This window comes from uncultured Bacteroides sp., from assembly GCF_910578895.1.
Taxonomy (GTDB): Bacteria; Bacteroidota; Bacteroidia; order Bacteroidales; family Bacteroidaceae; genus Bacteroides.
Window position 1 is genome coordinate 48,851 of sequence record NZ_CAJTSC010000017.1, and the last position, 13,543, is coordinate 62,393.

Annotated in this window: 8 protein-coding genes and 1 pseudogene; 1 reads left to right on the plus strand and 8 read right to left on the minus strand. The window is 46.5% G+C overall.

All coding sequences use genetic code 11. From position 1 onward, the window contains the following. Positions 1-65: 65 nt before the first annotated feature. From fusA to QZ327_RS06415, 4 genes are all read right to left on the minus strand, one after another. Positions 66-2,183, minus strand: a complete 2,118-nt coding sequence (gene fusA / locus QZ327_RS06400; protein ID WP_294618079.1) for an elongation factor G — start codon at positions 2,181-2,183, stop codon at positions 66-68. Positions 2,184-2,237: 54 nt separating this feature from the next. Then, positions 2,238-2,714, minus strand: a complete 477-nt coding sequence (rpsG, locus tag QZ327_RS06405; protein ID WP_294618080.1) for a 30S ribosomal protein S7 — start codon at positions 2,712-2,714, stop codon at positions 2,238-2,240. Between the two features lie 155 nt (positions 2,715-2,869). After that, complete coding sequence (gene rpsL, locus QZ327_RS06410; protein ID WP_004291249.1) at positions 2,870-3,271, minus strand: 30S ribosomal protein S12; 402 nt, start codon at positions 3,269-3,271, stop codon at positions 2,870-2,872. Positions 3,272-3,442: 171 nt separating this feature from the next. After that, on the minus strand, positions 3,443-3,754 hold the full coding sequence (locus QZ327_RS06415; RefSeq protein WP_294618082.1) for a DUF3467 domain-containing protein: 312 nt from the start codon (positions 3,752-3,754) through the stop codon (positions 3,443-3,445). A gap of 372 nt (positions 3,755-4,126) precedes the next feature. On the opposite strand from QZ327_RS06415, the gene QZ327_RS14405 reads away from it, so the two are divergent. Then, positions 4,127-4,384 (plus strand): DUF3874 domain-containing protein, encoded by a 258-nt coding sequence (locus tag QZ327_RS14405; protein ID WP_367114530.1) that lies wholly within the window; start codon positions 4,127-4,129, stop codon positions 4,382-4,384. A 200-nt stretch (positions 4,385-4,584) separates the two neighbouring features. Here QZ327_RS14405 and rpoC read toward each other — a convergent pair whose 3' ends face one another. From rpoC to QZ327_RS06435, 4 genes and pseudogenes are all read right to left on the minus strand, one after another. Further along, positions 4,585-8,880, minus strand: coding sequence for a DNA-directed RNA polymerase subunit beta' (rpoC, locus tag QZ327_RS06420; protein ID WP_294618083.1), 4,296 nt, complete (start codon positions 8,878-8,880; stop codon positions 4,585-4,587). Positions 8,881-8,994: 114 nt separating this feature from the next. Next, complete coding sequence (gene rpoB, locus QZ327_RS06425) at positions 8,995-12,807, minus strand: DNA-directed RNA polymerase subunit beta (RefSeq protein WP_294618085.1); 3,813 nt, start codon at positions 12,805-12,807, stop codon at positions 8,995-8,997. 105 nt (positions 12,808-12,912) lie between these two features. Beyond that, positions 12,913-13,290, minus strand: a complete 378-nt coding sequence (rplL, locus tag QZ327_RS06430; protein WP_004291279.1) for a 50S ribosomal protein L7/L12 — start codon at positions 13,288-13,290, stop codon at positions 12,913-12,915. A gap of 61 nt (positions 13,291-13,351) precedes the next feature. After that, a pseudogene (locus QZ327_RS06435) lies at positions 13,352-13,543 on the minus strand (50S ribosomal protein L10); the annotation flags it as partial.

A 13,543-nucleotide genomic window follows, 5' to 3' on the forward strand; every position in this document is an offset into this window, starting at 1 on the left:
GTTATATAAGATAAAGTTCCGTAGGTTAAGAGTCATTCGCTAACCTACGGACTTCAGTTATTTTTTTAGAGCAAATCGGCACGGCCTTTTACTTCTTCCAGCACGGCTTTGGCAATAGAGTTGGAAACCTGTGCATGGTGAGAGTAAGTCATTGAAGAGGTGGCACGACCGGAAGTGATAGTACGCAACGCAGTTACGTAACCGAACATTTCCGCCAGCGGAACCATTGCCTTCACGATGCGGGCACCCGAACGGCTTGACTCCATACCTTCTACCTGACCACGACGCTTGTTCAAGTCACCGATAACGTCACCCATATTCTCTTCCGGAGTAACGACTTCCAACTTCATCAGCGGCTCCATCAATACCGGACCTGCCTTGGCACAAGCATTCTTGTATGCCTGAATGGCACAGATTTCGAAAGACAACTGGTCAGAGTCTACCGGGTGGAAAGAACCGTCGACCAAAGTTACTTTCAGTGAGTCCAACGGATAACCCGCCAACACACCATTCTTCATTGCCGTAGTGAAGCCCTTCTGTACAGAGGGAATAAATTCCTTAGGAATGTTACCACCCTTCACTTCGTCTACGAATTGCAGACCGCCTTCTTTGAAGTCTTCATCAACCGGACCGATGTTAACGATAATATCGGCAAACTTACCGCGACCACCGGACTGCTTCTTGTAAACCTCACGCAGATTGACAGTCTTCGTGATAGCCTCTTTGTAGTTAACCTGAGGTTTACCTTGGTTACATTCAACTTTGAACTCACGTTTCAGACGGTCGATGATGATATCCAAGTGAAGTTCACCCATACCTGAGATTACAGTCTGTCCGCTCTGTTCGTCGGTCTTCACTGTAAATGTCGGGTCTTCTTCAGCCAACTTAGCCAAACCGTTAGCCAGTTTGTCCATATCCTTTTGAGTCTTCGGCTCAACGGCGATACCGATTACCGGTTCGGGGAAGTCCATAGACTCGAGCACAATCGGAGCTGTCTCATCGCAGAGCGTATCACCCGTACGGATATCCTTGAAACCGACACCCGCACCGATATCACCGGCGCTAATGATTTCTACCGGATTCTGCTTGTTAGAGTGCATCTGGAACAGACGTGACACACGCTCTTTCTTACCGGAACGAGTATTGTAGATGTACGAACCTGCTTCAATCTTACCGGAATACACACGGAAGAAAGTCAGACGACCTACATACGGGTCGGTAGCAATCTTGAACGCCAAAGCGGCAGTCTTGTCATCTTCGTCCGGACGACGTTCTTCTTCGGCATCCGTATTCGGATTTGTACCCACGATATTCGGAGTATCCAGCGGAGAAGGCAGGAACGCACAAGCGTAGTCCAGCAAAGTCTGAACGCCCTTGTTCTTGAATGAAGAACCGCACAACATCGGAACGATATCCATCTTCAACGTAGCCGCACGCAATGCACGCATGATTTCCTCTTCAGTAATCAAAGAGGGATCGTCAAAGAATTTCTCCATCAAGGCGTCATCATATTCAGCTACCTTTTCCAGCATGTTACCTCTCCACTCTTCCGCTTCAGCAAGAAGATTCGCGGGGATTTCCTCTACGTCATAGTCAGCACCCATAGTCTCATCGTGCCACAAGATAGCCTTCATCTTAACCAGGTCTACAACGCCCTTGAAACTCTCTTCCGCACCGATAGGGATGACAATCGGACAGGGATTAGCACCCAATACCTCTTTCATCTGGCGAACCACTTCATAGAAGTCGGCACCCGAACGGTCCATTTTGTTTACATAACCGATACGGGGAACGTTATATTTGTCAGCTTGACGCCATACGGTTTCAGACTGGGGTTCAACACCACCTACCGCACAGTAAGTAGCCACAGCACCGTCCAACACGCGCAAAGAACGTTCTACCTCCACGGTAAAGTCCACGTGTCCCGGAGTGTCAATCAAGTTAATCTTATATTTGTTACCGGCATAGTTCCAGAAAGTCGTAGTAGCAGCCGAGGTAATCGTAATACCACGTTCCTGCTCCTGTGCCATCCAGTCCATTGTAGCCGTACCGTCATGAGTCTCACCAATCTTGTGAGTCAGACCCGTATAGAACAAAATACGTTCTGAAGTTGTTGTTTTTCCGGCATCGATGTGAGCCATGATACCGATATTGCGTGTCAAATGTAAATCTTGCTTTGCCATTTCCTTATTCTTTACTTTAAGTTTTTAAACATCAATCAGTTATTTCTTACAGTATCAGAATCTGAAATGAGCGAACGCACGGTTAGCTTCAGCCATTCTGTGCATATCTTCTTTACGTTTGTAAGCACCGCCTTGTTCGTTGAAAGCATCCATGATTTCAGCAGCCAACTTATCGGCCATTGATTTACCACCGCGCTTACGAGCAAAGATAATCAGATTTTTCATGGAGATTGACTCCTTACGGTCGGGACGGATTTCAGTAGGAACCTGGAAAGTGGCACCACCTACACGGCGAGACTTCACTTCCACCTGCGGAGTTACGTTGTCCAAAGCTTTTTTCCAGATTTCAAGAGCAGATTTCTCTTCATTCTGCATTTTATTCTTCACTGTTTCCAAAGCGGCGTAGAAGATTTCGTAAGAGGTATTCTTCTTTCCGTCATACATCAAGTGATTAACGAACTTGGAAACTTTCACATCATTAAAAACGGGATCCGGAAGGATGATACGTTTTTTAGGTTTTGCTTTTCTCATTTGTCTGAAAGAATAATGTTTTTCGTTCTTGGTTGTTTACTTCTGTCTTCTTCAACTCTCCCACCGGAGTGTTTACTCAACCTTTAGCATTTCCAACAAACTAAAACGTAAGTTATTACTTTTAATTTTACTGTTTATCAGTTTCGGCCGCTTGATTATTTCTTCTTAGCGGGAGCAGCCTGTCCCGGCTTCGGACGCTTAGCACCGTATTTGGAACGTCTTTGAGTACGGTTGGCAACACCTGCGGTATCCAAAGTACCACGAACGATGTGATAACGCACACCCGGAAGGTCTTTCACACGACCACCGCGCACCAACACGATTGAGTGCTCCTGCAAGTTGTGTCCTTCTCCCGGAATGTAAGAGTTCACCTCTTTACCGTTAGTCAAACGCACACGAGCTACCTTACGCATAGCTGAATTCGGTTTTTTCGGAGTGGTAGTGTACACTCTCACGCAAACGCCACGTCTTTGAGGACAAGAATCCAAGGCGGGAGACTTACTTTTCTCTACCAAAACCTCGCGTCCTTTTCTTACTAATTGCTGAATTGTAGGCATTTTAATTGTTTTTAGTTATATATTATTGTTTATATTAATTCAAAACTATACACTTTTGGGCTGCAAAGATACTAATAAGTTTTGAATAATCAATGCACTACAAGTTTTTTTTTGATTTTATGGAGTTTAGGAAATTCGGCAGGTCCTACCCTCCCCACTTATCGTCTCCCTTTACGCTTCCCCCTTCATGTTGGGCAACGGCCCGAAAGGCTGCTCGTCCGGCATGCGGATAGCGCCAAAGGTGCGTTCGTATTTGCCGATGTTGTCTTCGAGCGCACGCAACAGGCGTTTGGCATGTTCGGGCGCCAGGATGATACGCGACTGCACGCCGGCTTTGGGCATCCCCGGCATCGCCCGTATGAAGTCCATGACGAACTCCGAGCTGGAATGGGTGATGACGGCGAGGTTGGCATACGTACCCTGTGCCACTTCTTCTTTCAGTTCTATCTGCAATTGCCCGGTGTTGTTTTCTTGGTTTTCCATATTTTCCATATTTATTACCCGCTGTGGAGCCGGGAAGTTATTAGTATAATCGAAAGGCAAATATACGTCTTTCTCTTCAATATTTTACAGCACAGGTTTCGAATTTGCCTAAACTTTCATTTACAGGAGTTAGAGGAGTCAAAAGGAGTTATCGGCCGGCAAGCCGATTTAGGAGTCGAAGCCGATACTTCTACAACAACATCACCCACAAAAGTATCGGTTTTAACTTCTTTAACTCCTGACGAAACGATACGAAGTGATACTTCTCCAACTCCTTAAATGAAAAAGTTGTGCTAAACATCGGGATAAGCGGTTTCCGCCTTCAAGCTTTCACCGAAGATAAAAATCGCTGATAACAAACAGAATGGCGACCTGGTCCACCCGATGTCTGCCGCCGACATCTATGCCACACTAAAAAAGAAGAACGCCGCCGCACTGCGAGAATGCTCGTGCACCGCATTCAGCCATATACTGGCACAATTGGAACGACGGGTACATACGCGCTATGGAAACGGGTATTGGGTGAAGGCACGCATGCCCGGCCGACAAAGGAAGAAATTTTACCGGACAGCAATAATAAGAGTCTGCTTAAATTTTTCTTCAAAAAGTTTTTCTTCAGTTCCTTTTTGAGCCTCTTTCCGGTCTGTTTTTCTATTTTTATTCGTCACATAGCCCGCTATGCTCCTCATAAAAATAGAAAAACATCCTCGAAAAGAACGCTCAAAATAATGTTGAACAAAATTCAAACAGGCTCTGAAAAAAGAAAGAAGAGAACCCCGAGAGGTTCCCTTCTTTCATTATAAAAATCACTGATTGTATTAACGTAGCAATTATTCTTCTACTTTATTGTCAACAGCATAGTCAAGTACCGTTTTCTTGTTGGCAAGCATACGGTCGTACTCTTCTTTTGAGCCGACAATAATCTTGTCAAACTCACGCTGACCAGTACCGGCAGGAATCAAATGACCGCAAATCACGTTCTCCTTCATACCTTCCAAACGATCTACCTTACCGTTGATGGCAGCCTCGTTGAGCACCTTCGTCGTTTCCTGGAAGGAAGCGGCAGACATGAAGCTTGAAGTCTGCAAAGCGGCACGGGTAATACCCTGAAGAATCTGTGTAGAAGTAGCGGGCACGGCATCGCGTACTGCAACCGGTTTCAAGTCACGACGTTTCAACATGGAGTTCTCGTCGCGCAACTTACGGGCAGTAACAATCTGTCCCGGTTGCAGGTTCTGAGAGTCACCGGCGTCTACTACCACCTTCTTGCCCCAGATACGGTCGTTTTCTTCCATGAACTCAAGTTTATCTACAACCTGCTGTTCCAAGAAACGGGTATCGCCCGGTTCGTCAATCTCTACCTTGCGCATCATTTGGCGAACGATGATTTCAAAGTGCTTATCGTTAATCTTCACACCCTGCAGACGGTAAACGTCCTGTACTTCGTTCACAATATATTCTTGTACAGCCGTAGGACCTTTAATGGCAAGAATATCGGCAGGCGTGATAGCACCGTCGGACAATGGAGTACCGGCACGGACGTAGTCGTTCTCCTGTACCAGGATCTGCTTGGACAACGGAACAAGATACTTCTTAACCTCGCCGGTCTTGGAAGTAACGATGATTTCGCGGTTGCCGCGCTTCACCTTACCCATTGTAACCTCACCGTCGATTTCAGAAACCACAGCAGGATTAGACGGGTTACGTGCCTCGAACAACTCAGTGACACGAGGAAGACCACCCGTGATATCGCCCGCCTTACCAACGGCACGCGGTATCTTCACGATTACCTCACCGGCTTTTACCTTCTGTCCGTCCTCTACTACCACATGGCCTCCTACAGGAAGGTTATACGTACGGATAAGTTCGCCATCCTCAGTCATGATGTGGGCGGTAGGAACTTTTGTCTTGTCCTTGGACTCGATGATAATGATTTCGCGCAAACCGGTAGATTCATCGGATTCTACCTTATATGTAACGTTCTCAATAACACCTTCAAACTCTATCTTACCGGTAGCTTCGGTAATGATAACCGCATTAAACGGATCCCAACGGGCAATGAGTTTGCCTTTCTCTACCACCTCACCATCGGCAGCGTAAAGCGTAGAGCCGTAAGGAACGTTATGTGTGGAAAGCACAATGCCGGTATTGACATCTACGAAACGCACTTCCGCCAAACGACCTACAACGACTTTCGCCGGTTCGCCTGCTTCGTCGATGATATCTACTGTACGGAGTTCCTCGAATTCCAGACGTGAGGGGTTCTTCGCAACGATACTTGCGTTAGCTGCAATATTAGCTGCCGTACCACCGGCGTGGAACGTACGCAACGTCAACTGTGTACCCGGCTCACCGATAGACTGTGCAGCGATTACGCCGACAGCCTCGCCTTTCTGAACCATGCGGCTGGTGGCCAAGTTACGTCCATAACACTTGGCACAGACACCTTTCTTGGACTCACAAGTCAATACGGAACGGATTTCAACGCTCTCAATCGGAGAATCTTCAATCTTCTGCGCAATGGCTTCGGTGATTTCTTCTCCGCCTGCAACGAGCAATTCGCCGGTTGTAGGGTGAACGATATCATGTACAGACACACGACCCAAGATACGTTCGTACAGCGTAGCGATTGTTTCATCGTTGTTCTTCAAAGCCGTACAAACCAATCCGCGGAGCGTACCGCAGTCTTCTTCATTAATAATCACATCATGGGATACGTCAACCAGACGACGAGTCAGATATCCTGCATCGGCCGTCTTCAAAGCGGTATCGGCAAGACCCTTACGGGCACCGTGGGTAGAGATAAAGTACTCCAACACCGAAAGACCTTCCTTAAAGTTAGAAAGAATCGGGTTTTCGATAATCTGACCGCCTTCAGCACCTGCCTTCTGAGGTTTTGCCATCAAACCACGCATACCGGAAAGCTGACGGATCTGTTCCTTAGAACCACGGGCACCGGAATCCAACATCATATATACGGAGTTGAACCCTTGGTCATCGCTCGAAATGGTCTTCATCAGGATATTTGACAACTCGGAGTTTACGTGTGTCCAAATATCGATTACCTGGTTGTAACGCTCGTTATTGGTGATGAAACCCATATTGTAGTTGTTGATTACCTGCTCTACCTCTTCGTAGCCTTTCTGAACCAGTGCTTCTTTCTCTTCGGGGATAATGATATCACCCAAGTTGAACGAAAGACCGCCCTTGAACGCCATCTGATAACCGAGGTTCTTGATACCGTCGAGGAAGTCTGCCGCTTCTGCCACACCACAAACCTTGATTACATGGCTGATGATATCGCGAAGTGACTTTTTAGAGATAATCGTATTGATATAACCCGCTTTGGCAGGTACAATTTCGTTTACAATAACACGGCCCACCGAAGTATCGTGCATCATCTTCTCTATCACGTTGCCATTCTCGTCAACATCCTTGACGATGACACTGATAGGTGCATGAATGTCACACTTGCCTTCGTTGTAGGCAATAAGCGCTTCTTCAGGACCGTAGAAAGTAAGACCTTCGCCCTTGGCGCCTTTACGCAACTTGGTAATGTAGTACAAACCAAGCACCATATCCTGCGCAGGCACTGTGATAGGCGCACCGTTGGCAGGATTCAAGATGTTATGCGACTGGAGCATCAACATTTGCGCTTCCAGAATAGCCTCGTTGCTCAAAGGCAAGTGAACTGCCATCTGGTCACCGTCGAAGTCGGCGTTGAACGCCGTACATGCCAACGGATGGAGCTGGATTGCCTTACCTTCAATCATCTTAGGTTGGAATGCCTGGATACCCAGACGGTGAAGTGTCGGAGCACGGTTCAGCAATACCGGATGTCCTTTCATCACGTGTTCCAAAATATCCCAAATTACGGATTCCTTACGGTCTACAATTTTCTTGGCACTCTTCACCGTCTTCACGATACCACGCTCGATGAGCTTACGGATGATAAACGGTTTATAGAGTTCCGCCGCCATGAGTTTAGGAATACCGCACTCACCCATTTTCAATTCCGGACCTACAACAATTACGGAACGTGCAGAGTAGTCGACACGCTTACCCAGCAAGTTCTGACGGAAACGTCCCTGCTTACCTTTCAAACTGTCGGAAAGTGATTTCAAAGGACGGTTAGCATCGGTTTTCACCGCGCTTGATTTGCGGGAGTTATCGAACAATGAATCGACTGCTTCCTGCAACATACGTTTCTCATTACGCAAAATCACTTCGGGAGCCTTGATTTCAATCAAACGCTTCAGACGATTGTTGCGGATGATAACGCGACGGTAAAGATCGTTCAGGTCGGAAGTGGCGAAACGACCACCGTCCAACGGAACCAACGGACGAAGTTCGGGCGGGATAACCGGCACGATACGTACAATCATCCATTCAGGCTTGTTGCGTCCGCGCGATGCACGGAAAGACTCAACAACCTGCAGACGCTTCAAAGCTTCGCTCTTGCGCTGTTGTGAAGCATCACTTCCTGCACGGTTACGCAGTTCGTAAGACAATGAATCGAGGTCGATGCGTGACAGCAAGTCATAAATGGCTTCCGCACCCATCTTAGCCACAAATTTATTGGGGTCTGAATCTTCAAGGTACTGGTTGTCGCTTGGCAACTTTTCCAACAAGTCCAGATATTCTCCTTCTTCGAGCAAATCGAATTGTGCCACCTCGCCTTCCAACACACCCGGTTGGATAACGACATAGCGCTCGTAATAAATAATAGCGTCAAGTTTCTTGGTAGGCAACCCCAACAAGTAACCGATTTTATTAGGAAGCGAACGGAAATACCAGATGTGAGCTACCGGCACAACCAACTGAATGTGTCCCATACGTTCACGACGCACCTTCTTTTCTGTCACTTCCACGCCACAACGGTCGCAGACAATGCCTTTGTAACGGATACGTTTGTATTTACCGCAATGGCACTCATAGTCTTTAATAGGACCGAAGATGCGCTCGCAGAACAAACCGTCACGTTCGGGCTTATACGTACGATAGTTGATGGTTTCAGGCTTTAAAACTTCACCACTCGAATTCTCAAGGATTTCTTCGGGAGAAGCCAAACCGATAGAGATTTTCGAGAAATTACTCTTTATCTTGTTATCTTTTCTAAAAGCCATACTTTTATATATAATTGATAATTGAGAATTAAAAATTGAAAAATAAATGTCGATAAATCAGGAACTGAGAACCGAGGGTTATTGCCCCTCAATTCTCAATTCTCAAATTTCAATTTATTCTAAGTTGATACTCAAGCCCAAACCTCTCAACTCGTGCAGCAATACGTTCAGTGATTCGGGAATGCCCGGAGCAGGCATCGGTTCACCTTTGACAATTGCTTCGTAAGCTTTGGAGCGTCCGACAACATCATCGGACTTGATGGTCAGGATCTCTTGCAGGATATGTGCGGCACCAAATGCTTCAAGTGCCCAAACCTCCATTTCTCCGAAACGCTGACCACCGAACTGTGCCTTACCACCCAACGGCTGTTGTGTAATAAGCGAGTACGGACCGATAGAACGTGCATGCATCTTGTCTTCAACCATGTGACCGAGTTTCAACATGTATGTCACACCTACCGTAGCCTGTTGCTCAAACGCTTCGCCCGTGCCACCGTCATACAAAGTGGTCTTTCCATAACGGGGCAGACCGGCTTTGTCAGTCCATTCGTTCAAATCATCCAATGTGGCACCGTCGAAGATAGGAGTAGCAAACTTAACACCCAAATTCTTTCCGGCACGGCCCAAAACAGCCTCGAATATCTGACCGATGTTCATACGGGAAGGCACACCCAACGGATTCAATACGATATCTACCGGAGTACCATCGGCAAGGAACGGCATATCTTCCTGACGTACCACACGCGAAACGATACCCTTATTACCGTGACGACCTGCCATCTTATCACCAACACCGATTTTACGTTTCTTGGCAATGTATACCTTAGCCATCTGAATGATACCTGCGGGCAACTCGTCACCGATAGTGATAGCAAATTTCTTACGCTTCAGTTCCGCATCGAGTTCTTTATATTTCTTGATGAAATTGGTTACCAATGCACGAATCAGTCCGTTAGTATGCTCATCCTTGGTCCAATTGCTCAACTGGATAGCAGTGAAGTCCATGTCGCTGAAATCGGAAGCATAGAACTTGGCGCCCTTGCTGATAACTTCGGCTCCCATGTAGTCTTTCACGCCTTCGGACGTATAGTTTTCGGTGAGTTTCAAGAGTTTGTTCACCAAGACTTTCTTCAAAGCAGCTACCTTGCCATCGAATTCATCGTCAATCTTCGGCAGCAATGCCTTGTCTGCCAGTTTGGAGCTACGGGTCTTGATGACGCGGGAGAACAAGCGCTTGCCGATAATAACACCCTTCAATGAAGGAGATGCTTTCAGAGAAGCATCTTTCACATCACCTGCCTTATCACCGAAGATGGCACGGAGCAATTTCTCTTCCGGCGACGGGTCGGACTCGCCCTTCGGCGTAATCTTACCAATCAGGATGTCACCCGGTTCAATGCGGGCACCCACGCGGACAATACCGTTCTCGTCAAGGTCTTTCGTTGCTTCCTCGCTGACGTTGGGGATATCGGAAGTCAACTCTTCCATACCACGCTTCGTCTCACGAACTTCCAAAGAGTATTCTTCTACGTGTACGGAAGTCAAAAGGTCTTCGCGAACCACGCGTTCGTTCAATACAATGGCATCCTCATAGTTATATCCCTTCCACGGCATATAGGCAACCAACAAGTTCTTACCCAAAGCAAGTTCGCCTTTTTCGGTAGAATAACCTTCGGTAAGGATTTGACCTTTCGTCACGCGCTGGCCTTTCTCACAGATAGGACGAAGGTCGATTGTCATATTCTGGTTGGTACGACGCCATTTGGGAATAGTATATTCTTTCAGTGCAGACTCGAAGCTTACGAACTCTTCGTCTTCCGTACGGTCGTACAGGATACGGATAGTCGTAGCATCTACGAAATCAACCACACCATCACCTTCGGCAGTAATCTGCGTACGGGAGTCGCGTGCAAGCTGGCGTTCGATACCTGTACCTACAATCGGAGCTTCGCTCTTCAGCAAAGGAACTGCCTGGCGCATCATGTTCGAACCCATCAATGCACGGTTGGCATCGTCATGTTCCAAGAACGGAATCAAAGATGCCGCAATAGAAGCAATCTGCTGGGGAGAGACGTCCATCAATTCCACTTCATCGGGAGCTACTACCGGATAGTCGGCATCCTGACGGGATTTTACTTTGTCGCGGACAAATGTTCCGTCATCGTTCAACGGAGCATTACCCTGAGCGATAATCTTCTCTTCTTCCTCTTCGGCCGTGAGATAAACCAGACCTTCGTCTGACAGGTCTACCTTGCCACCGGCTACCTTACGGTATGGAGTCTCGATGAAGCCAAGCTCGTTAATCTTGGCAAACACACAGAGTGAAGAAATCAAACCGATGTTCGGACCTTCAGGCGTTTCAATGGGGCACAGACGTCCGTAGTGAGTATAGTGTACGTCACGCACCTCGAAACCGGCACGCTCACGTGACAAACCACCGGGACCCAAGGCAGACATACGGCGCTTGTGAGTAATTTCGGCAAGCGGATTGGTCTGGTCCATGAACTGCGACAAGGCATTCGTTCCGAAGAATGAGTTGATAACGGAAGAAATGGTCTTGGCATTAATCAAATCAATCGGAGTAAAGACTTCATTGTCGCGGACATTCATACGCTCACGGATGGTACGTGACATACGTGCCAAACCGATAGCAAACTGGTTGGACAACTGCTCGCCTACCGTACGTACGCGACGGTTGCTCAAGTGGTCGATATCATCCACATCCGCCTTTGAGTTAATCAACTCAATCAGATACTTGATAATCTCGATGATATCTTCCTTGGTAAGTACGCGAACATCCATGTCGGTCGTCAGGTTCAACTTTCTGTTGATGCGGTAACGGCCTACATCGCCCAAGTCGTATCTCTTTTCCGAGAAGAACAGGTTATTGATAACTTCGCGTGCACTTGCATCATCGGCAGGATCTGCATTACGCAACTGGCGGTAGATGTAGAGCACAGCTTCCTTTTCCGAGTTACTCGGGTCCTTCTGCAGCGTGTTATATATAATGGAGTAGTCAGACTGGTTCGGCTCTTCCTTGTGTACGAGGATGTTCTGAACGCCCGACTCTAATATAATGTCAACATGTTCCGGTTCGATAACGGTTTCACGGTCGATAACAACTTCGTTACGCTCGATAGAAACAACTTCACCGGTATCTTCGTCTACAAAATCCTCAATCCATGTTTTCAATACACGTGCCGCCAACTTACGACCTACAATTTTCTTGAGGCTCGTCTTGTTCACCTTCACGTCTTCCGCCAAGTTGAAGATTTCAAGAATATCCTTATCATTCTCGAAACCGATAGCTCTCAGCAATGTGGTTACCGGCAACTTCTTCTTACGGTCGATATAAGCATACATGACATTGTTGATGTCGGTAGCAAACTCAATCCAAGACCCCTTGAAAGGAATGATACGGGCCGAGTACAATTTAGTACCATTGGCATGCACACTTTGACCGAAGAACACACCCGGCGAACGGTGAAGCTGTGATACAACAACACGTTCCGCACCGTTGATAACGAATGTAGCCTTATCCGTCATGTAAGGAATAGGTCCCAGGAACACATCCTGAATAACCGTATCAAAATCTTCGTGATCGGGGTCTGTACAATATAATTTCAACTTTGCCTTTAAGGGTACACTATAAGTAAGCCCTCGCTCTATACATTCGTCTATAGTATAACGCGGCGGATCAATATAGTAGTCCAAAAACTCAAGAACAAAATTATTTCTTGTATCGGCAATGGGGAAGTTTTCAGCAAATACTTTATACAGTCCCTCGTTCTTACGCTTCTCGGGTGGGGTATCCAGTTGTAAAAAGTCTTTGAATGACTTCAATTGTACTTCCAGGAAATCCGGATATTCCAGCGGATTCTTAGTCGAAGCAAAATTAACTCTTTGATTTACAGTATTTGAAGACATCTGTTAATGGATTTGTAGAACTTAATTTTAAATATATACACAAAAAGGTAAAGAACCCTTTTCACGAAGGGTTCCTTACCGACTTACCTGATTTACAGGCTAATGTTATTTAAGTTCAACTTCAGCTCCAGCTTCTTCCAATGTTTTCTTCAATGATTCTGCTTCGTCTTTAGCCAAACCTTCTTTTACTACGCTAGGAGCACCGTCTACCATGTCTTTAGCTTCCTTCAAACCAAGACCGCAAGCTTCCTTAACGGCTTTAACTACTTGAAGTTTAGCTGAGCCAGCGCTCTTCAATACTACGTCGAAAGAAGTTTTTTCTTCAGCGGCAGCAGCACCACCAGCTGCAGGACCAGCAGCAACAGCAACAGCTGCAGCAGCAGGTTCAATACCGTATTCTTCTTTCAGGATAGTTGCAAGTTCATTAACTTCTTTTACTGTCAAGTTAACTAATTGTTCTGCAAAAGCTTTCAAATCTGCCATTTTTTGTATGATTTTAATTGTTTAATTACTAAAATAAATTGATGTTTTTTTGTTTCCGAAGTTACGCTTCGGGACGTTCACCGAGAGTCTTGAGAACTCCGTGAATAGTGTTACCACCTGATTGCAGAGCAGAAATAACATTCTTCGCCGGTGATTGCAGCAAGGCAACGATATCAGCGATAACTTCATTCTTACTCTTGATTGCAACGAGAGCATCCAATTGGTCTGCACCAATGTAGAAGCTTTCTTCTGC